Raw genomic sequence first — 20,533 nt, forward strand, 5'->3', positions numbered from 1 at the left:
GGAGGAGTTAAGACAGAAAGAACGCAGCGAGAAGACGGAAGCGACCGCAGAGCCGACAAGGCAGGTAGCCGGCCACCGGTCCGCCCCGATGTGTTCACCGGCTTGTGGCCAAGCGAGTCTGGGATACCAGCGGATCCCCCTACAGGCCCTCTGACCGGCGTCTTTGCTGCCCGGAGGGGGTGGCGCTCTAACAGGATCCCCAACCTGATCCCCAATGTGATCCCCCGTGTGAACCCCCAACGGATGTGCACAGGATCGCATCTGATGCGATCCCAAGTCGGTGTGGGAACGGTCGTGGCGATCGTCGCCGCAGAAGGTGCCCTACCTGGGCAGTAAGAGGTGTGTTGCGAGCCTCCGTCAGGACTGACGGCTCCTGGTCGACACGCACGCCGATGGTCGTCGCGACCGCCACCTAGCTGCGTGTTTGCGCCGATTATCGCATCTGATGCGAAGATGTCGCATCTGGTGCGAGCGGCGGAAGGTGGCTGGTGGGCGAGGGAGAGCGACCGACGGCGGGCGCAACGGCGCTGCAGCTGGTCGACGGGCTGGTGTTCCTGCGGCCCGAGGAGCAGGTTTTCGAGGCGATGCTGACCGGGTGGGAGCGTCAGCAGTCCGCACGGAACCTGGCCGCGTCGACGATCGCGAACCGGGTCAAGCGGGTGCGTGGTTTCGTCGAGCACATCAACGCCTTCCCGTGGCAGTGGAGCGCGGCGATGGTCGACGAATGGTGCGCCGACCTGCGCGGGCTCAAAGGCGTGAGCCGCTCGAGCTTGCGGACCTATCAGCAGGCTCTGCGATTGTTCTGCCACTACCTGACCGATCCCGCCTACGGGTGGGCAGGTGAATGCGAGCGGCGGTTCGGCACGCATCCGGTGCAGGTGTGCCATGAGTGGAACACCGCGGTGCACGTGCAGGACAACGAGTCCGAGCCGGCCAAGCGGGCGTTCACCCTGGACGAGATCCAGGCGTTCTTCGACTACGCCGACGACACGGTGCCGCGGGTGCGGGACTCCGGCCGCAAGGGCTGGCTGGCGGCGTTCCGCGACGCCACCCTGTTCAAGGTCGCCTACGCCTTCGGGTTGCGTCGCACCGAGACGCGGATGTTGGACACCGCCGATCTCGCGCCCAACCCGCACGCCCGGGAGTTCGGCGAGTACGGGGTGCTGCACGTGCGGTTCGGCAAGGCCAAGCCCGGCAGTCCGCCCAAGCGGCGCAGCGTGCTGACCGTGTGGGACTGGTCGGCCGAGGTGCTGGACGAGTGGATCACCGAGATCCGGCCACGCATGGCGCACTCGACCGGTCCCGCGTTGTGGCCCTCGGAGCAGTCGGCGCGCATCAGCGGCGCTGCGCTCAACGCCCGCTTCGCCAGCTACCGCGACGCACTCGGCCTGGAGCCCGGCCTGGACTTCCACTCGCTGCGCCGCTCCTACGTCACGCACCTGATCGAGGCCGGCTGGGACCCGTTCTTCGTCCAACAGCAGGTCGGTCACGAACACGCGTCCACCACCTCCATCTACACCTGCGTCTCCTCGGACTTCCGCACCCGCACCCTGCGTCGCAGCCTCGATGACACCCTTGCCTCGGCACTGAAACCGACCACCGACGGCGGGAGCACGCGATGAACGCGATGAAGAGGCGAGTCGGCTACGACTGGCGGCTGCGGGACCTGATGGCCGATCACGGCATGTTCTCCACCACCGAACTCGTCCCCCTGCTACGCGATCGCGGCGTCGAGTTGTCGGTCTCGCAGGTCCACCGGCTGGTCACCGGCACCCCGGAGCGGCTCTCGCTCACGGTGCTGGCCGCGTTGTGCGACATCTTCGAGTGCAGCCCCGCCGAGCTGATCCGCACCGACGCCGCCAACGTCACCCGTCGCACCGCCACCGGATCGGCGGGAACGGCCACACCGCCGGCCGCTGGAGCCGGAGCGCTGCGACCTACCCGGGCTCGCATCCGTCCACAATGACCTCCCGAACCCGAACGCAGTGGGGCCGAGCACGGCTCGCCGACAGCAAGTGCGTGCGCTGCGACCGCTTCTCCCGGCCCGCTGTCCGTTGGGAGGGACCGGTTTGCCGCCCGTGCATCAAACGCGCGACCCGTGACCGGGGCTGCTGCCCGAAGTGCGGCGACCACCGGTTGCTGCCCGGACGCGACGGCACCGGCGTTGTCATCTGCCGCGACTGCGCGGGCATCACCCGCTCGTTCTTCTGTCGCCGCTGCGGTCACGAAGGTCTGCTGGTCGGCGACAAGCTCTGCGAACGCTGCACCCTCACCGACCGCCTCACCACCGTGCTCGACGACGGCACCGGCCGGCCTCGCGCGGAACTGCTGCCGCTGCTGGAGAAGCTGCGGCTCAACGACAACCCGCACAACGGCCTGACCTGGCTGGCCAAACCCGGCACCACCGAACTGCTCACCGCACTGGCCACCGGCACCATCGCGATCAGCCACGACGCCCTGGCCGCCCACCCGACCTGGCGCAAAGCCACCTACCTGCGTGAGCTGCTGATCACCTGCGGCATCCTCCCGCCGATCGACAAACAGCTCATGCTCTTCCAACGCTGGCTCACCACCCATCTCGCCGGCATCGCCGACGCCGAGCAACGCGGCCTCGTGCAGCGCTTCGCCACCTGGAACGAGCTGCGGCGCCTGCGCAACAAGGCCGAGCAGGCACCGTTGACCCCGGCCACCGTCCGCGTCTCCCGCGAACGCGTCCGCCAAGCCGCCGCGCTGCTGACCTGGCTCGACACCAGCGGCCACACCCTCACCACCTGCCCGCAAGCCGACCTGGACAGCTGGCTCGCGGCCAACCCCCAGACCCGAAAGCCCGCTACGGCGTTCCTGCGCTGGGCGGGTCAGACAGCGCTCATGCCCCGACGACGCCTCACCAGAGCACCACTGCCCGCGGCCACCATCCAGCCACGCCGACAGCAGCACGAACTGATCAACACACTGGTCACGGCCCACGACTGGCCACTGCGCGAACGCCTCATCGCGCTGCTGGCATTGCTCTACGCCCAACCTCTCAGCCGGATCACCCGCCTGCGGCGCACCGACATCACGATCATCGGCCCCGACGTCTTCATCCGGCTCGGCGACCCACCCGCCCCGCTGCCACCACCACTGGACGACATGACCCGCCAACTCCTCGAACACCGCAACACCTACCGGGGCCCGAACGCCAACACCGACTGGCTCTTCCCAGGCAAACGCCCCGAGCAGCCCATCCACCCAAGAACACTCAACAACCGCTTCTCCACACTCGGAATGCCGATCCAACTCGGCCGAACCACCGCCTTGCGGGAACTCCTGCACACCACACCGAGCCCCGTGGTCGCCTCCATGCTCGGAATCCACCCCGACACCACCGCGCGCATAGCAGCCGAACAAGGCATCACATGGAGCCGCTACCTCAGCTCCCGAAAGCCCCGAACCAGCTCCAACAACGCAAGAATCCATGACAGTTGAAAACATGAGCTCACCAGGAAAGTGACCGTACGCGCTGTCGATCTCCATGCCGACTACACGGAGTGACATATCAGCGGAGTTGGGCTGAGTAGGAATACGGTGGGCGACTTCGGCCGTTTGGCGTAGCGTGGGAGGCTCGACACCCGTCGCCAGGGGAGGCGAAGGGTGACGGAGCGGTCGCGCTGAGCAGGCACGATCGCCTCGACGGCAGACTCGGGGAAGAGCCTGCCGCAGGACGCGACGAGCGGGCGCGCAATGGGGGCCCGGTCAGCGAACACGGGGAGGCGCGGTGACGGAGCGAGACGACAGGGTCCTTCGTGGACTGTATGACCTGAAGAACCTTTTCGGGGACAAGTGGGTACCCGCCATCCTGGTGGCACTTCGGGACGGCCCGCTGCGTCGGGTAGAGATTCTTTCCACGGTCAACTCGTATTCCATCGACGAGAATTGGACGGACAAACACGCTGTCCTGCACGATAGCATTCTGGCGCGCACATTGAAAAAGATGCGCGAACAGGGGATCATCGTTCGTGAGAGTTGCGACAAGTCTTTTCCGCCGGAAGTCGCGTACTCGTTGAACCCAGCGGTCACCGAGGTGTTGACGCTGGCAGAGCCTCTGATCGAGTGGACACTTGCCCATCCGGAATTGCTCTCTCAGGCGCAAGCGCACAGCCGTCACAGTGGTGCGGAGGCGGCCATTCTCGATGATGTCGTGGATCTCGGCTCCTCGGCCGGTGACGGTCGGTTCCACTCCTCTGAACGACGCCCTCGCGCCGGTGGCGCCGTCGGGTGACCCGATGCCGCGCGCGAGGGTGCCCGCGGGGTTCATCCGGCGCGGCTGCGCCCGCGGTCGGCTTGCCCCAGCTCGCCGGGGGCGCTGGGGTTGTCGTGGCGGCGACGTAGCCGGTCGGCCAGGTCGACGGCCTGGTGCGTGGGCCGGTCGTCGACCTCGGCGAGCCGGGTGGTCAGCAGGGTGAGGGTGCGCGGGATGGCGTCGAGCTGTCCGAGGCGTTCCTGCAGGCGCATGATGTCGCGGTAGATCAGTTCGTTGTGCGGGTCGAACGCGCGCGCGATCTCGAGTAGGTCCAATGTTTGCTGTGGGTCGTCCTCGACCAGGGCGCGGGCCAGGGCGGCGACGGCGTCGATGGCGTCGCGGCGGATGGCCTCGCGGGCGGTCTCGATCCAGTCGGTACTCAGCCCGTCGGCCAGCGGGCCGGTGTAGCTGTCGACGATCCGCCGGTACGCCTCGACCCGATCGTCGTCGGTGATGGCGGCGCGGCGGGCGGCCACGGCGGCGGCGAAGTGGTGGTAGTCGACCTGCACCAGTTCGGGGTCCAGCCGGTATCGGCCCTCGCCGACCACCACGAGGTCGGACAGCACGTTGCCGGTTGCGGCGGCCAGGGCGCGGCGCAGACGTGAGATCGAGGTGTTCATCGCGTTGGTGGTCCGCTCCGGTGGGCTCGTGGCCCACAGGGCGGCGATGAGTGCCTCGCGGCTGGCGCCGTCGGGGTGCAGCGCCAGGAAGACCAGCAGTTCGCGCAGGCGTGGCTGGAACGCCGAGGTGATCTCACGTTCGGCGGCCTCGCCCTCGGGTGTGGCCGGCGCGGGGCGCCACCACACCCGCGGCGGCCCGAGCACGCTGACGCGCAACGGCGCGGACGACGCGGACGACGCGGACGACGCGACGCGCGGCTCGCCGGGGCCCTGTGGTCCCCTCTCCGCTGGCCAGCCGTGCCGATGGCCTTCACCGGCATCCTGGGCTGCTTGGTCGGCGTCGGGGCGAACGGGCTGGACGGGGCGCAACCGAAGACCGGGTGACGTCGCTGGCGCGGGCTCCGGCCGAAGGATCTCCAGCTCACCGTCGCTTCGCCGGTCGTCATCGCTTGCGGCTGCCAACAGCTCCAGGTCTGTGTCGGCGACCGGCGCCTGGATGGTGCTCTCGGCGAGCGTGTTCTCGCTGACCGTGTGTCCGCGATCGTCGGTCCTCGCGCCGCGGTCCACCTCGGTGTCCAGGGGCTTGGCGGAGACGGCGACGGAATCGTCCACGATGACGTGAGGACGCGGCACGACAGCCGGATGCGGCTCGGTGCCGGCGGTGTCGGTGAACTCGGGCTCGGCGCCGGGGTCGGCGTGACGCAGAAGGTCCATCAGGTCGGCGAGGTGATCGTCACCCAGCCGGAACACACGCGCGCCGCGTAGTGGCTCGCCGAGGCCGGGGCTGGTGGTGGAGATGGTGCCGTCGTCGCGGACGTAGGCGGTCACCCCGGCGCTCCACTGGCCCAGCAGCAGCCCGGTCACGCCGACGGTCGAACCGTTGTCCACCACCGCCTGAAGCCTGCGGGCCTGGCGGCCGGGTGCGCGGGCCGCCAGCACAACGGGCCCCCAGGGTTGGGCTGTGCGCGGGAGTTGACCGACGCGCACCAACGTCTCGGATTCCAGCATGTCCAGCGCGGCGTCCAGGTCGGCTGCCACCCGCACACCCGTTGGAAGCGGTGCCTGCGCCGCGCGCCTGCCGAACAGGGCCGCGAGGTCGTCGGCCGGCACGATGACCGTTGCCGGCCGGTTCGTGGTGGTGAACGCTGTGCTGAGGATGGCCACGAGCAGCGCACGGACCGCGGCGGGGGCGCCCGCGCCGAGCAGGCCCAGGCCGTGCGCGGAGGCCAGGTCCACGGCGATCTCCCGGCCGTCCCGCACACCCACCGGCAGAACCGGTGCTTCGTCGTCGGGGACGTCGGCGGCGCTGGCATGGGTGCCGAGTACGAGCGGCAGTGCCGGTGCGCGTGGTGCGCGCTCGCCCGGCCAGTCGAGGTCCACCTCATCTTCGGTGGTGTCGTCGTGGTCGGCGCGCAGGTGCGCCAGCCGCAGCTGGTAGACGACCGGGGCGACGGGCAGGTCGCTGCGGTCACCGCTGCCCGGCTGATACCGGCGTCGGTTCCGCCGCCGGGCCGCGACCAAGGCGGCGCTGACCGCTGCGGCCAGGCCAAGGCCGACGAACAGTTCCTCGCCCCAGCTGAACCCCGGCTCGCCCACCGCGTCGGTGCTCGGGGACGCCTGGGTCGCCGGTGGAGCCTGGGTGGTGCGAGGGGCTTCGGTGGTGGCGGGTGGTTGTGTTGTGGAGGGGGCCGGTGTCGTCGTGTTGCTGCTGTGTGGGGGCTCCGGTGCAGGGGGCGGGGTTAGTGGCGGTGGCACCGGGACGGTGGGTGGTGGGGAGCTGACGGTGGCGTTCTCGGGCAGGGCCATCTCCTCGCCAGGGAAGATCAGGCCGGGGCGGGTGAAGGTGCCGCCGTTCGGTTGTGGTTTGCCCTTGTTGAGTGCGTAGATCTCCGGCCAGCGGTTGCCGTCGCCGAGGGTGCGTTCGGACATCCGCCACAGCGAGTCGTACACGCCGGTGTCGGGGTTGTACGCAAGCACCACCGCGGACTTCGCGCGGCCGGGCTGCTCGACCATCCCGGCCGCCTCGTGGTGATACGGCGCGCTGTGGGCGACCGGCCGCATCCCAGCGAACTCTGCTGGTTCGGCGGGTGTGGTCCAGGCGGGAGCCGTCGCCACCACCTCAGCCGCGGCACCGCCCGCAGCGGACGGGCCCGCGACTGGCAGGCCGGCGCGTTGGCCGAGGATGGAGATCAGGACCGCGCCGACGAGCACGGCCGCGATCCGGTGCACCGGTCCGGCCGCTGACAGGTCGGGCATCGTCGCGTCGTGGGCGATCTCGACTGCGCAGCGGGCGACGTCGAGGGTGAAGAAGGCCCACACGAGCCAGGTAAGGCAGGCGAGGAAGTCCAGTAGGAACGTGGTGGTCATCGGGCCGAGCAGGACACCCTGGACTTCCGCCCAGGAGGGTAGGTGGTCCGGCAGAGGCCAGCCGACGAAGTGCGTCAACGCCCACGGCAATCCGGCCAGTAGCGCGGCCAGGACGGCAGCCGCCAGGAGTCCGCGCATTAGCCGTCCGAGCACGCCGAGCACGCGCCCGGCACCGTGCCACGTCCGGCCTCGCGTTCGCGGCGTGCGGCGGGGGCGATGCGGTGATGCGGCCATGACGTGCTCGTTTCCTCAGCAGACCTGGACGTGTTCGCTCGCCGCGCCGTCACGCGACGGCGATGGGCCGGCGCCGTCGGCGAACCTCGGGTGCGACGCGGTCGTGAGCACGGGTCAACTCGCTTGGGCCACGAGCCGCTCGGAGGTGTCCGACCCTGTAGTGGTCGAGCCCTCGCGTGAGTCGGGCGCCTGCCCCCGTGTCGACGTCCTCGGTTCCGAAGCACGGCGCGTGTCACTCTGCGTGCCAGGCACGGCCGCGGCCTTCCTTCGCTTGCCGCGGCCGGGCTTGCTCCCCGCGAGCCATCCGGTGAGGTCGGACGGTTTGAGGTCGGTGAACGCCGCCAGTTCGTCGACGTCGATGACGTCCTGGGCGTCGGCTACCACCTCGCCGAGCTCACGTTCCACCTCGGCGAGCTGTTCGACGATCGCAGCTCGGCGTTGGGCGAGTTCGCCGACCTGCTGCGCGGCGGCGGCTCTGCGTGCGCTGCGGACGGTGTCGGCCTCCTCGACGCGCTGGCGGATCTCCTCGGGCGTTGCCATGCTGCTTCCCCTTCTCTGCGATGCCGTGTTCACGACGGGCGACGGTGTGGTCATGGGTCGATCGCGGTCACCCCGCGCTGCGGGTGTGCGCTGCCCTGCCCGTGCACTTGGAGCGATCCGATGCCGACCAGCCCGAGCAGCTGGGTGGTCTGCGAGGCGGTCACGGTGACCGTGACGGTGTCGCCGGAGACGGTCACCGTGCCGGAGGCGCCCTCGGCGGCCAGGTGCGCCTGGGCGTTCGCGACCGCCTGGGCGGGCACGAGCTGCACGGTGCCGTTGCCGCGGTAGGCGGTGAGGTCGATTGCCTGGGCGCCGGCGCGGGCGGCGGCCTCGGCCTGGCCGTTGGCCCGTACTTTGGCGGCCAGCGCGAGGCCACCGTCGAGGGTCAGGCCGGCCAGGGCCAGGATGCCGACCGTCAGCGCCAGGACGAACGCGGTCACGCGGCCTTCGTCGGCGCGCCACCACCGCAGGTGCGTGCGCCACCACGTCGACCACGAGGTCGACCAACGGCTGCGCCGAGCGTGGCGGCCTCGCCGGGTCATGTTCCGCTCCCGGTGTCCGGGGTCGAACGCCAGAGGTCCACGGGTTCGACCGAGGTGGCCGACAGGGTCTTGCCGCCGGGCACGCCGAGGATGAGCGCGTCGCCGAAGTCGACGGCGCAGGACACGGTCACGCTGACCGTGCCGCCGGGGCGCAGGCCGCCGGTCGAGGTGCTCACCGACAACGACGCGCACGTCACCCCCGCTGAGGACAGCGCGCTCGCGGCGGTGGATTGGGCCGCGGCGGTCGCGGCTGTCGGGGTGCGTTCGATGCTTGCGGCGCGGGCCGCTTGGTGGGCGGCGTCGTCGATGCGGATCCGCGCGTCCACCCCTCGGTGGATGACCACCCCGACGAACACCAGCAACATGATCAGGAACGGTGCGGCGATGGTGATTTCGGCGGCCACCGACCCGTCATCTGCGCGCCACCAGTCCGCCCACCCCCGCCGACCGGGGCGCACGCGGCCGTGACACCGTCCTGGGGGCGTGACGGGCGCGCGGGGCGGCGTCGTCCGCGATGGCATCGTCTGCGGTGTCATCGCGGGTCACCCGCTCGCCAGGTCGGGGACGAAGCGTTCGACGGGCCCGACGGCCTCGGCGTGCACGGGCAGGCTCAGGAACGGCACGACCGAGGTCGCGGTCCCGCTGACCCGCACCGAGGCCGAGGCCGCGCTGCGATCCGAGGCGATGGTGGAGCCGGTGAGTGGACCGCTGGCGAGCTGGTCGAGCAGTTGCCGCGCGCTGGACGTACCGGCCGCGGCGGTCCCGTTCTGGGACCGTGCCACCGCGAGCCCCTGCGAGGCGGCGGCTTGGGCTATGTGGGTGGCGTGTGACCAGAGCGCGAACTGCACGATCGCCAGCAGCATCAGCAACAACAGCGGGGTCGCGATGACCAGTTCCGCGCTGACCGAGCCACGATCACCGCGCAGCGCTCGACGGACCCGACGCCATCCGGCGCGAGTCGTTGGCGACCGCTTGCTGTGCTTGTGGCTCACGGGGATCACATGGTGATGCCGTTGGCCTTCTCGGTGACCTTCGCGATGACGATCGCGATCACCGCCAGCGCTGCCACCACGAGCAGCGCGGTCACCAGGACGGTCTCGGTCGAGTACCCGGCCTCCGGCTGGCGCCGCAGCTCCTCCCAGCGCGCCTGCACCACTGTCCACAATGCCTCCACTTGAGTGCGCATCGTGTTGTCCTCCCTTGTCGTTCACGTTCGGTCGTTGCCCGCGCGAGATGCCACAGCCCATGTCACAGTCCATTGAGGACCTGCGTAAGCGCGGGATAGGCGATGAAAGCCAGGAACCCGAGGAACAGCGCCATCACCGGCAAGCTCATGCGCTCGGTGGCCGCTTGGGCGTCGCCCTCGGCCTCGGTGATCTGGTGAGTGCGCAGCGCTCCGGCCTTGGCGGCCAGAGAGGTGCGGACCTTGGCGCCCTCGGTGCCGGCCAGGCTGACCGACGCGGCGAGTTCGGCGAGTTCGGTGACGTCGAGTTCCTCGCCGAGTTGGCGCAGGGTCGCCCACGGGGTCGTGCGGGTGAGGCGGGCGGTGTCCAGGGCGCGGCGGATCTGCTCGAACGCCCACCCGCGGCCGATGTTGACCGAGTCGCCCAGCGCGCTGTCGACCCCGGCTCCCCCGGCCAGGGTGATCCACACCAGGTCCAGGTAGGCCGAGAGGGCGTGGCGGAACCCGGTACGCAACTTCGCGGCTTCGGCGCGGGCCTGCAGGTCCGGCAGGACGAACCCGACGGCCGCCAGGACGAGTCCGGCGATGATCGGGAACTCGAAGCCGGGTCCGAGCCCTGCCGCGGTGAGGACCACGGTCAGCAGGACGGGCAACAGCAGCCCGGCGACGGTGAGGGTGGCTTTCTCCGCCAGGTGGGTCGAGGTCGAGCGGCCGATGACCGCCAGGTCCTTGGCCAGACGTGGGCCGGGGAGCCCCAACGCGCGCAAGGGGGCGATGGCGGGTCGGCCGAGCCGTGCGGCCCAGCCGGTGTCGTCGGTGGCGAGGATGGGTGCAGGAGCGGGTGGGGCAGTGGCGTGTGCCAGCACCGCGCCGAGGGCAGGTCGTGGCGGGAACAGGTAGACCGCCAAGGCCCACAGGCCGATCCCGGATCCGATGCCCAGGGCGATGTAGGTGATCATGGCGTTCACTCCTGCCTCGCGGTGACGAGAACCGGTGCCGGGCTGGTCGCCGAGTCTTGGTCGGCGGTGGAGAGGAAGCGGGCGGGCTGGGCGACGCGGGCGATGCGGCTCAGCCACGCGAACCCGGCGGCGAACAGCGCTCCGATGCCCAGCAGCACGAGCTGCCCGGCAGCGCTGTCGTAGGCGCCCATGTAGTCGCGGTTGAGCAGCACCACCGTGACGGCGAACCCGATGGTGGTGCCGACGATGACGCGCACCGAGGTGCGGGTGCGGGCACGTCCGGCTTCCACGCGCATCCGCATCGAGGCTTGCCCGCGGGCGGCGTCGGCCAACGACCCGAGCAGTTCGGCGAGCTGGCGGGTCTGCTGTTCGGCGGCCAGCAGCAGGGCGGCGATGACCAGGTCGCCGACCGGGTCGTCCAGACGTTCGCCGAGACGGCGCAGTGCGGGTGCCAGGCGGTCGCCGTTCTCGATGCCGGCGGCGAGCTCGCCGACCTCGCCGCGAATGGCCGTCGGCGCCAGCGGCGCTGTGGCCAGGATCGCCTGCTCTAGCCCGGCTGCGGCCGACAGGGTGTCGCGCAGCATCTCGGTCCAGGTGGCGACGGCCTCGATCCGCGCGACTCGGCGGGCGTGCTCGGGGTCGCGGCCCAGCACCCGCGGGAGCGCCCAGGCGGCGAGGCCGGCCAGGACGGCGCCGACGACCCAGCCGGTGAGCAGACCGGTCACCACCCCTGCGGTCACGGCCAGCGCGATCCGCAGGCTCCGGTGCTGATCGACGGGCCCGGCTGTACGTGTCCGGGTGCGGCGCTGACGCCGTGGGTCGGTGCCGCGCCAGCCGAGGACCACCAGCAGCAGACCGAGCCCGGTGCCGACACCGAGCAGCGCCGCGGCGGCCGTGGTGGGGCTGAGGGTGATGTTCACGGTGTCCACCAGCCCTCGGGGTTCTCCAGCACGCCGGGGTCGAAGCCGACGTCGACCAGGTCGTCGAGGGTGTCGCTGCGCAGCGCTCCGGCCACGGGGCGGGCGCGGCGGTCGGGGCCTGGGCGGTAGACCTCGTTGGAGATCACCTGTGGGCCGTCGGCGCCGACGACCTCGCGGATCGAGGACACGACACGGGTGCGTCGATCCTCGGCGCGGGCCAGGTGCACCACGAAGTGCACAGCGCTCGCGACCAGCAGGTTGGTGGCTTCCAGCGGGAGCCGTTCGACCCCTTGGGCGGCGTAGGAGGCGAGGCGGGTGAACGCGATCCGGGAACTGGAGGCGTGCAGGGTGGCCATCGAGCCGTCGTTGCCCTGGGACATGGCGTTGCACATCGGAATGACCTCGGGGCCGCGGATCTCGCCGACGATCACCCGGTCCGGCGACATGCGCAGGCCCCACCGCACGAGTTCGGCCTGGCTGATCGCGCCTTCGCCTTCGACGTTGGCTTCGCGCGCCTGGAAGGCGGTCACGTCGGCGTGGATGTCCGGGTCGTGGTCCAACCCGAGTTCGAAGGCGTCCTCGATGGTGACGATGCGCTCCAACGGATCCATCTCGGATGCCAGCGCACGCAGCAGGGTGGTCTTGCCCGCGCCGGTGCCGCCGGTGATCAAGACATTCTTGCGGGCCTTGACCAACGCCCGCAGGAACTGCTCCAGGCCGGGATCGACGGTGCCTCGGCGGCGCAGCTCCGGAAGGGTGACGGTGAGGTAGCCGTGGCGGCGGATCGACAGGGCGGTCACGCCCCCGGCGGTCAGGCCCATCACCGCGAACAGCCGCTCGCCGCCGGGGAGCTGGAGGTTGACCGCCGGGGAACCCTGGTCGAACCGCCGCTCCTGGCTGCTGGCGCGGGCGGCGAGCAGCCGGACCAAGTCAGTGAGTTCCTCGTTCGAGCCCGCGATCGAGGCGACCGGGGCGCGGCGGCCGTCGTTGTACTGGACGAACACCCGATCGAACCTGTTGGCGTTGATCGTCTCCACCATCGGGTCGTCCAGCAGCGGCTGCAGCCCGGCCATGCCGAACAGCTCGTTGACGACCTCCCCGACGACCCGCTGCTCGACCTCGCGAGGCAGCAACTGCCGGCCCGCGGCCAGCTCGTTCTCGGTGTGCACACGCAGCGCCTCGTCGAGGATGCCGCGCGCCAGCTCCCGCCGGGCCTCGCGGGTCGCGGTCGTCCCGGTGCGGTCCTGCTGATCAGCCACCCGCTGCGGCAGCTCGGCATTCAACCGCTCCCGCAAGTGCTGCCGCAGCCGCGTGGTAGCGGCCGACAGGTCAGCCGTGTCCTCATCGGTGCCCCAGCCCAGCGGCGGCACACCAGCGTCAGGGCCAGGTGCGGGGGCCGGTCCGGATGGCTGTTGGTGGGGGCGCAGCGGCACCGGCGCCGGGTACTGGTTGGTCGGGTACGTCACGATGCCTGCCCTCCCTGCTGGTCGCGGTGGCCGGTTGCGGGGTTCGGTGCGACGCGCACGCCGTTGGACGAGACCGCGCCGGGCGGCACACCCGGAACCGAGCGCAGGACCGGGACCTGCGTCACCGGCTCAGCGGTCCGGGGCGCAGTTCGGCTTGCCGGTGTGCGCTCGCGGGTGGCGAGTTCAGTGGCGACGCGGTGGGCGAACCGGCCGAGTGCCGAGTGCTCGGGGCCGCTGCGACCCCAGCGCAGCTTGTTCGGCCGGCCGCACAGCACGGCCGCGCCGCTCGGGTCGTCGGGCACGCGCCCCAGCGGTGACACGCCGAGTTCGCGGGCGACCTCGGCGGTGGAGTAGCCGTCACCCACCAGAAGCAGCACCGGGTTCGGGCTCCAGCGGCCGACCGCGGGCAGCCGGCGCGGCAGGTGCGCGAGGTCGTCGGCGTGAGCCCGCGACAGCAGCACGACCGCGTCGGAGGCGCGCACGATCGGCAGAGCGGGCGAGCCGGGGTCCACACGCCCGCAGTCGACGATGACCACCGTGCCGGGCTGGTTGGCCGCCGCGCGGAGCACCCCGAGCCCGCTGGTCGGGTCCGGTGCCAAGGCCGACAGTGCCGCGCGGGCTTGGTCGGCATCGGGTGGGGCGCAGATCACCGGCAGGCCGCCGGGAAGCTGCTGGGTGTGCCGCCACACCAGGTCGGCGTCGGCGCCGCGGCGCGCGGCGGCGGCAAGGCTCACCAGGCCCGGTGTCGAGGACAGGGAGAACCGCAGGCCGAGATCGCCACCGGAAGGATCGGCCTCGACCATCAGTGCGCGTGCCGGAGCGGGCCAGCGGGCGGCCAGGGCCACGGCCAGCGTGGTGGTGCCCGGTGAGCCTTTCAGGGACAAAACCGAGATCAACATCAGCGACCTCCAGCGGAGAGCATCACGATCGACAACTGCCCGGCCGGCACCGCGGCGACCTGGCGGGCGGCGGGCTCGGACAGCTGCACCGAGACCACGGTGTTCTGGTCGTTGGCCGGGGTGGTCACGCTGGTCACCACCGCGGGCCAGACCGTGCCGCCATCGGCGGGCGGACTGGGCGCCGATCCGGCCTGGCCGGGCACGAACACCACCGACACCCGCGCTCCCGGTCCAACTTCCGCGGGGAACTGGCCGGGTTTGAGCGCGAGGGCGGCGATGGCCTGCCCGCTCGCCGGGAGCGCGGCGCCGCCGACGGCATCCGGGGTCAGCAGCGCCCCGGCCGACAGGCTGGTGGCCATCGGCCTGCCGACCACGGTGGCCGCCTGGTCCGCGCCCACGACGGCGACACCAGGGTCGACCGCGACGTTGACCTGCCGCAGGTCCTGGATGGTCAGCACGTGCCCCACCTGAACGCCGCGAGTTAGCGCGAGCACGGCTTGCCGATCTCCGGAATTCAGCGAGATCAGCACGAAGCCGCCCACACAGGCCAGGACGAGCAGCACGCCGAGCAGCAGGTACGGCACGCTGCGGCGACGCCCTGTAGTGCGCAACCGCGAGGCGGAAGGCTTCTTGCCGTCGTTGACCCAAGGGCCGTTGGCCGTGCTCGTGGCTCGGTCCGTGTCGGGCCGGATCGTGGTGTCGGTGCTCACGCCGGTACCTCCAAAAGGCATGCGGGTAGTGCGCCGCGTCGCCAGAGGGTGGTCAGCGAGCGGAACAGGTGGTCATCGCTTTGTGGGCTGGGAAGTGGTGCCTCGCGGGGAGGCCGTGGCGTCGGTCAGCCGCCGCCGTTGTTGAGGGCCTGCGACTCCGCCACGCGGAAGGTCGCGTTGCCCGTCGTGGTCATGTCCGGGAACGTCCCGCCCTGACCCGCACCGGACCAGGTCACCGTCCAGTGCACGGTCGCCGTCACCGGGTACGCTTGCCCCGGCTGACTCGCCGACGAACGGCGGTAGACGTGGCCACAATCCGGCGACGGCGCCTTGGGATCTGCGCCTGCCTTGTACGGCGTTCCGGCGCCCGTGCAGGTGACGGTGGAGCCGTCACCCATTGCCCAAGACACGGAGGTCGGCGTCGCGACCGCCGTCACCGACACGCCGGGAACCGAGGCAGTGGCAGAGACCGGGCCCCAGCCGCCGGACAGCCACATCCAGGTCGGCAGGTTCACCAACTGGTCGCCGGCCGGGTTCGCCGCGATCGACGGCGAGGGCAGCCGGAGCTGCTTGCGGGCCATCTGCGCGAGCTCAGCGGGCGAGGGCAGCAAGGCCGCGCCCGGCTGCTGACCGTCGGCGATCCACACCGGCGGCCGGTAGAGCCCATCCATGACGCCCTCGGTGGTGCACTTCCACACGTACCACGCGCCCGGCCCTTGACCAGGCTGCGCCGCTTGGGCACGGAACGCCGTCGGACGGAACACCGCAGCGTGGACCACACCGCCGTTGGTCGTCGGCGGCTTGTAGGAGGCGGTGACCACGCCACCGGAGGGCGGCTGATAGTCGCTTTTGACGTAGGAACAACTCGCCAGGTTCGAGTCCCCGCCAACGATCGTGTCGCCGGGGTTGGTCGGCTTCCCGTTGCCGGGGTTGTTGCCGGTCCCAGGGCGGCCTGGGTTGTTGCCGTGTCCAGGGTTGCCCGGCCGTCCGTTGTTACCGTTGCTGCCAGCTCCCAGCTCGCACGCTGGAGTGGGAACCTGACTGCAATTCGTGCTTCCCCAGCCGCCATCGGCCAGAGCGGGAGCTGCGAGACCGAACAGGCTTGCAGCGACGATTCCCGTGACAGTCGCAAAACGTCGCATGATCAACACGTCCCCACGTCGTGTACGCCGAAGTCGGACACCTTCCAGGAGCCGTCGGACTGCTTCTCGACGATGGCGTTGATCTCCTGGCGTCCTCCCGGCTCTTTGTCAGCGACTTGGCCGTTGTCCGCGCGATACTTCAACCAATTCGTCGAGTCTCCGCAGTCGGAAACAATGATCTTCTTCGGCTCACCGGCCGGTTCCGCGGAGGATACGGTCGGGTTCAGCACCGGCTCACCCTTGGTGACCAGGCCGTTGTAGTGATCGGCGTAAAGGCCGCGCGACATGTTCGTCAGCGCCACGCCCGTCGCGTGCTGCCCCAGCTTCGAGGACTGCCAGTCGGATGTACGCCCGGCCTCGACGAAGTCTTGCCACATTCCTCGGTAGGCGGCCAAAGCATCGTTCTTCGCCTTGTCCGCTGCGGAGACCGCAGCACTCGGGCTCGACGACGCCGAAGGTGCCTCCACAGGACTCGACGTCCCGGAAGGCGGGCCCTCCGTGCCGCCGGAGCTACAAGCTGCGAGAACCGCGCAGGCCGCAGCACCGACGACCACGCGACCACCCCAGGAGCGAAACGTCCCCCCTACCACAGGCGCACCCCCACACTTCCGTAACGATCGTCTTGTGTCTCGTGACACTCACCACGTCTACACCACGGACCCCCACCGACTGCAAAGTCGGAAAGCACTGACTTTGAAGTCGGTATGACATCCACTCACAAAGATTCACTCGATCGGTCCATTTCGGTCACTCTGGGGGTCGTCGCGAGGTAACACTTAGAGCGAAGGATGCGGCGTCTTGGGGGCGAAAGCTGTGCTGATCTTGCTACGAAGGGTGATAAGAGGTGAGGTCGCTTGACCTCACCAATATTGATCATTTCGTGGACCGCACTCGGCGTGCTGGTTGGGGGCGTACTCGGACTACTGACACGAAAGCTGCTGCAGACGAGGGCGCTCAGCCGCTGGAACTGGACAGTGGCGGCAGCCCTCACCGGACTGCTGTTCACGGCGCTGGCCTGGCGGTTGGACTGGAGCCTCGCCTTGCTGGCCTACAGCTACCTGGCGGCCGTGCTGGTACCGCTCGCGATGGTGGACCTGGCCGTGCAGCGCCTTCCCGGCGTGGTGGTGCTGCCGAGCTATCTGGTGCTTGCCGTCGCCTTCGGCGTGGACGCCGTGCTTCACGCGAACTACGACAACCTGCTGCGGTCGGTAGCTGGCACGGTTGTCCTCGCTGCGGTCTACCTCGGCCTCGCACTCGCGGTCGGCGGGCTCGGTGCTGGCGACGTCAAGCTCGCCGGCCTCCTGGGGCTCGCGCTCGGCTGGTGGAGCTGGACGGCGCTGTTCACTGGAACGTTTCTCGGATGGCTGCTCGCAGCAGTTGTTCGGGTCGCGCTCAGGACCACCGGCCGTGCCGAACGGGACGACCCGATGCCGCTCGGCCCCTTCCTCGCACTGGGTGCCGTAGCGACCGTCATGTTGAACGCGACAGGCTCATAGCGCACGAGAGCGTGCTGGTCATCCGAGCTGCTCCGAGTAATACGTGACGCCCGTCGTCAGGGCGTCATGGGCGCGAGCCAGACGCTGTGCCATGTCGGGCCGCAGCATGGTCTTGGCCTCGGCGAGTTCGACGAAGGCGAACTCTGCGATCTCCGGATCGGAGATCCGGATGGTCTTCACCTGCGCGGGCGACAACGTCCCGCCGTCGAAGATGAACACCAGCTGGTCATCCCACGGTCCGTGAGGTCCGACCCAGTCCAGCACCAGAATGCGGCCGGCGGTGACGGTGAGGCCGAGTTCCTCGGCCAGCTCGCGGGTGCCTGCCACTCGCGGCGGTTCGTTGCTCTCCGCCATGCCGCCGGGGAGATCCCAGTTGTCCTTGTAGGTGGGGTTCACCAGCAGAACGCGCCCGGCTTCGTCTCGGATCAGCAGATCAGCGGCTACGCGCTTGCGCGCTTGCTTGGCGTTGCCCTCCGCGAGGTAGGCAAAGCGCGCCTCGTCGTCGGTCATACCGGCCACAACGACACCGCACCGTTGGCTTCCCCGGAGGCGACCGAGAGGCCGGCCAGAGCGGCGAGGAACGACGACACCTGGCCCGACTTCGGTGCCAGACTCAGCAGGCCGCCAAGGGCTCGAAGCTGATGGACCACCCTCGCCGAGCTCAACGAGGCGGTCGTGTCACAGGCTTCGTGGCCGATTGCTGCCGCTTCGTCGACCCGGCCCGCGTGCACCAGGACGTTGGCGAGGGTGAGCTGGGCGAAGGTGCGGCTTCGGACGCGGTCTCCCGACCTCAGCCGGATGACCTCCCGAGCACATCGTTCGGCCTCGCCGAGTTCCGTTAGTTGCAGGAAGCACAGCGCGGCCTCGCTCGCCAGCGACGCCTCGTCAAACCCTGCGATCCATTGCGCGGGTTGTTCTCCTTGAACGTTGTCCAGGATGCGCTCGGCGTCTTCCAACGCGGTGCAGCACCCTGCGCGGTCGCCGATGAGGGCGAGCCCGCGGGCACGCATGGCGTGGAGTCGGGCGATCAGGCGCGAAGTGCCGTCGGCCGCCGTGGCTTGTCCAAGCCCTTCGGCGGCGATGCGCAAGGCATCGTGCGGCTGTCGCAGCTCGATAGCTAGATGCGCCATCGAGGCACAGGCGTTCGCGGCCAGTGCCCGATCGCTTCCGGCCAACGCCAACCGGAAGGCGCGATCGAAATACCCTCGTGCATTTCCGTCTTTGCCGCTGTCGTGTGCCATCCATCCGGCGATCTCGGTGATCGACGCGGCAGCTGAGAACAACCGGGGAACGGAGACGCCGAAAGCGGGTGAAACCAACTGTGGCGCTATTTCGCGGGTCAGGTATTGAGCGACCGACGAATACAGGGCGCCGCCACCGACTCTACGGTCCGCGACCTGCCATTGTTGAGCTGTCGCGAAGATGCTGTCGACTACTTGCTGACCGTCAAGGTCACTCAAAGCCGCTATGTCGTCGAGCGCAGCCGTGGATTTGAGCACGTGATGTGAAGCAGTTCCACCCAGTAGCGCGACGAGGCGGTCGGGCGTCAGCTGGAGTGCCTTCGCCAGGTTCGGACGCATCCAGGGCTGAGGTTTCTGAACGCCTCGCTCCCAGCGCGCGACGGTGGATCGGTCGACCCCCATCCTGCTGGCGAGCGCCTCTTGCGTGTACCCGAGGGCTTCACGACGGTCCGCGAGGCTCTGTCGCCGCACAGTCATACCGCTCCCTTGTCGCTGGTGGCCCCAGGATCGTCCCGCTGTCGTTTGCGCAGGTCAAGTCCAACTCGCGCCAGGCAACCTCAGAACCATAATGGATCTTGACCCGGCCGGAGGGAGTTGGGCTTCCGGGGGTGCGTGTCGATCTGTTCGACATTGGGTGCGGCTATCACAAGTCGCCCTGTCGTGTCTCCCTTTTTTTGCGGTCAGTACCCAGAGTATTACGCGGTTTCACCCGTTTGGCACAAGCGCGCCCGATTGGGAAAAGCGCAGGTCAGGTGCCCTGTCGCCCCGTGGACGCCCCATCGCCGCTGCGTCCCCGCTCTGGTTTGTGCCGCGCGGTGGACGTTTAGCTGCGTTGGCGGGTTAGCGGTGGTTCTACCAGCACCGTTACCCGCTCTCCGGTTCGGCCGGTGAACAACTGAAACGCTCGACGCTATGGGAGTAGCAGAAGTTCAGGACAAAGTAAATCGGGACTCGCTGAGTTACGGAGTAGATGATGACACTCTCCCAGCGATTCGCGGAACCTGCGGTTTCGCGATGCCCACAAACAAAGCTCGCTGTGCCGTTCCTCGTGCAGCCGGTGTGGGTACGGAGTTGGACCACCGCACGAGGCGGTGACGCACGATGAACGACCGCGGACCTTGGGCGGTGACGTGCCGGGACATCGCCGGCCGCCCTCGGAGCCTGACGGTGCTCGTGCGTGGCTCGGATGTCGTGGTGATGGCACCCCCAGGTGAGGTTGCCAGGCTCGACGCCGCTGAGGCCGAGCAGTTCCGCTCCGTCATTGCCACCGCCGTTAAGGTGGCCGCCACTCCTGCCCCCGGTGGGTCTGGCCCCTCCGAGGAAACCGGCATAGCGAGCACGGTGAAGCAGTACGGCGACGGTGGGCCCCCAACCGTCGCGGGGCGCCCTGCTTCACCGTCATGTCGCGGCGGAACCACGACCCCGATACCTGGTTCCGCCGCGATCCCCACCCTGCGAGGTGGCGCCGCGTGATGCCCCTGGCTCCGGTCATTACCGCGATCGCCGCCGTGGTGTTCGTCGGTTGCCTGCTGTTGCGGGCATTCCGGCAACGACGCTCCGAGGCCACCTCCGGCAGACACAGCCTGGCCGTGTCGCCCTACGTAGGCAGGCATTGGCGTCAGCCGAAGCAGCCACCGTCGCCCATGTTGCTGCACGCGCTGAAGACAGTCGGCACGCACGGCTTGGGCTTCATCAGGGAAAGCGAAGCCGCGTGAGCCGCCTCGAAAACCGGGAAACGACCGTGCGCTTCACATGCGGTCCGCCGGTACGGGGCCGGAGCGATGCCTGATGTTCCCTGATTCACGAACTCGCGCCGATCGTTGATCAGCGCGATCCGCGCGGCCATGAAGTGCCGCGTCCTCGATCACGGCGGGGCCGGGGTTTTCCCTTTGAGGCGCCTCGGCTCCGCCGCACCAACCCCTGCACGACGGG

21 protein-coding genes are annotated in these 20,533 nt (G+C 69.7%); 5 read left to right on the forward strand and 16 right to left on the reverse strand.

Annotation, left to right across the window (positions count from 1 at the left end):
• Positions 1 to 488: 488 nt before the first annotated feature.
• The 4 genes from BN1701_RS00980 to BN1701_RS00995 all read left to right on the forward strand — a co-directional run bounded on the left by BN1701_RS00980 (position 489) and on the right by BN1701_RS00995 (position 4,261).
• Positions 489 to 1,622: a site-specific integrase gene (locus tag BN1701_RS00980; RefSeq protein ID WP_054044569.1), complete on the forward strand. Its 1,134-nt coding sequence runs from the start codon at positions 489 to 491 to the stop codon at positions 1,620 to 1,622.
• A complete protein-coding gene (locus BN1701_RS00985; protein WP_369800464.1) occupies positions 1,619 to 1,966 on the forward strand; it encodes a helix-turn-helix domain-containing protein in 348 nt (115 codons plus the stop codon). The genes BN1701_RS00980 and BN1701_RS00985 overlap by 4 nt, the downstream gene beginning before the upstream one ends.
• A 170-nt stretch (positions 1,967 to 2,136) precedes the next feature.
• A complete protein-coding gene (locus BN1701_RS00990; RefSeq protein ID WP_054044574.1) occupies positions 2,137 to 3,468 on the forward strand; it encodes a hypothetical protein in 1,332 nt (443 codons plus the stop codon).
• A 289-nt stretch (positions 3,469 to 3,757) separates the two neighbouring features.
• Positions 3,758 to 4,261: a helix-turn-helix domain-containing protein gene (locus BN1701_RS00995; RefSeq protein WP_067520468.1), complete on the forward strand. Its 504-nt coding sequence runs from the start codon at positions 3,758 to 3,760 to the stop codon at positions 4,259 to 4,261.
• Between the two features lie 32 nt (positions 4,262 to 4,293).
• Here the strand turns inward: BN1701_RS00995 and BN1701_RS01000 are convergent, their stop codons facing one another.
• From BN1701_RS01000 to BN1701_RS01060, 13 genes are all read right to left on the reverse strand, one after another.
• Entirely contained in the window at positions 4,294 to 7,407 is a 3,114-nt protein-coding gene (locus BN1701_RS01000) for a BTAD domain-containing putative transcriptional regulator (RefSeq protein ID WP_231949394.1), read from the reverse strand.
• Positions 7,408 to 7,617: 210 nt separating this feature from the next.
• Positions 7,618 to 8,043: a hypothetical protein gene (locus tag BN1701_RS36700; RefSeq protein WP_067520471.1), complete on the reverse strand. Its 426-nt coding sequence runs from the start codon at positions 8,041 to 8,043 to the stop codon at positions 7,618 to 7,620.
• Positions 8,044 to 8,093: 50 nt separating this feature from the next.
• The gene (locus tag BN1701_RS01010; protein ID WP_369800465.1) at positions 8,094 to 8,585 is read right to left on the reverse strand and encodes a hypothetical protein; all 492 of its coding nucleotides are present in this window, start codon (positions 8,583 to 8,585) and stop codon (positions 8,094 to 8,096) included.
• On the reverse strand, positions 8,582 to 8,989 hold the full coding sequence (locus BN1701_RS01015; RefSeq protein WP_231949396.1) for a pilus assembly protein TadE: 408 nt from the start codon (positions 8,987 to 8,989) through the stop codon (positions 8,582 to 8,584). Before BN1701_RS01015 ends, BN1701_RS01010 begins: the two co-directional genes overlap by 4 nt.
• Before the next feature lie 138 nt (positions 8,990 to 9,127).
• On the reverse strand, positions 9,128 to 9,583 hold the full coding sequence (locus tag BN1701_RS01020; protein ID WP_157368368.1) for a TadE/TadG family type IV pilus assembly protein: 456 nt from the start codon (positions 9,581 to 9,583) through the stop codon (positions 9,128 to 9,130).
• On the reverse strand, positions 9,583 to 9,771 hold the full coding sequence (locus tag BN1701_RS01025) for a hypothetical protein (RefSeq protein WP_054044579.1): 189 nt from the start codon (positions 9,769 to 9,771) through the stop codon (positions 9,583 to 9,585). The genes BN1701_RS01020 and BN1701_RS01025 overlap by 1 nt, the downstream gene beginning before the upstream one ends.
• Positions 9,772 to 9,833: 62 nt before the next feature.
• Positions 9,834 to 10,727: a type II secretion system F family protein gene (locus tag BN1701_RS01030; RefSeq protein WP_054055526.1), complete on the reverse strand. Its 894-nt coding sequence runs from the start codon at positions 10,725 to 10,727 to the stop codon at positions 9,834 to 9,836.
• Between the two features lie 5 nt (positions 10,728 to 10,732).
• Entirely contained in the window at positions 10,733 to 11,656 is a 924-nt protein-coding gene (locus tag BN1701_RS01035; RefSeq protein ID WP_054044582.1) for a type II secretion system F family protein, read from the reverse strand.
• Entirely contained in the window at positions 11,644 to 13,017 is a 1,374-nt protein-coding gene (locus BN1701_RS01040; RefSeq protein WP_231949804.1) for a CpaF family protein, read from the reverse strand. Before BN1701_RS01040 ends, BN1701_RS01035 begins: the two co-directional genes overlap by 13 nt.
• A 92-nt stretch (positions 13,018 to 13,109) precedes the next feature.
• On the reverse strand, positions 13,110 to 14,012 hold the full coding sequence (locus BN1701_RS01045; RefSeq protein WP_054044586.1) for a chromosome partitioning protein: 903 nt from the start codon (positions 14,010 to 14,012) through the stop codon (positions 13,110 to 13,112).
• On the reverse strand, positions 14,012 to 14,722 hold the full coding sequence (locus BN1701_RS01050) for a hypothetical protein (protein ID WP_054044588.1): 711 nt from the start codon (positions 14,720 to 14,722) through the stop codon (positions 14,012 to 14,014). Before BN1701_RS01050 ends, BN1701_RS01045 begins: the two co-directional genes overlap by 1 nt.
• Positions 14,723 to 14,847: 125 nt before the next feature.
• The gene (locus BN1701_RS01055) at positions 14,848 to 15,543 is read right to left on the reverse strand and encodes a hypothetical protein (protein ID WP_231949397.1); all 696 of its coding nucleotides are present in this window, start codon (positions 15,541 to 15,543) and stop codon (positions 14,848 to 14,850) included.
• A 323-nt stretch (positions 15,544 to 15,866) separates the two neighbouring features.
• On the reverse strand, positions 15,867 to 16,331 hold the full coding sequence (locus tag BN1701_RS01060) for a hypothetical protein (RefSeq protein WP_231949398.1): 465 nt from the start codon (positions 16,329 to 16,331) through the stop codon (positions 15,867 to 15,869).
• Between the two features lie 387 nt (positions 16,332 to 16,718).
• On the opposite strand from BN1701_RS01060, the gene BN1701_RS01065 reads away from it, so the two are divergent.
• Positions 16,719 to 17,360 (forward strand): A24 family peptidase, encoded by a 642-nt coding sequence (locus tag BN1701_RS01065; RefSeq protein WP_067520474.1) that lies wholly within the window; start codon positions 16,719 to 16,721, stop codon positions 17,358 to 17,360.
• An 18-nt stretch (positions 17,361 to 17,378) separates the two neighbouring features.
• Here the strand turns inward: BN1701_RS01065 and BN1701_RS01070 are convergent, their stop codons facing one another.
• The 3 genes from BN1701_RS01070 to BN1701_RS35130 form a co-directional block, all read right to left on the reverse strand.
• Positions 17,379 to 17,870, reverse strand: a complete 492-nt coding sequence (locus tag BN1701_RS01070; RefSeq protein ID WP_054044597.1) for an NUDIX hydrolase — start codon at positions 17,868 to 17,870, stop codon at positions 17,379 to 17,381.
• The gene (locus tag BN1701_RS33835; protein ID WP_082859591.1) at positions 17,867 to 19,078 is read right to left on the reverse strand and encodes a helix-turn-helix transcriptional regulator; all 1,212 of its coding nucleotides are present in this window, start codon (positions 19,076 to 19,078) and stop codon (positions 17,867 to 17,869) included. Before BN1701_RS33835 ends, BN1701_RS01070 begins: the two co-directional genes overlap by 4 nt.
• 1,141 nt (positions 19,079 to 20,219) lie before the next feature.
• Positions 20,220 to 20,447, reverse strand: coding sequence for a hypothetical protein (locus tag BN1701_RS35130; protein ID WP_054044601.1), 228 nt, complete (start codon positions 20,445 to 20,447; stop codon positions 20,220 to 20,222).
• Positions 20,448 to 20,533 lie beyond the last annotated feature (86 nt).

It is taken from the genome of Alloactinosynnema sp. L-07, from assembly GCF_900070365.1.
GTDB lineage: Bacteria > Actinomycetota > Actinomycetes > Mycobacteriales > Pseudonocardiaceae > Actinokineospora.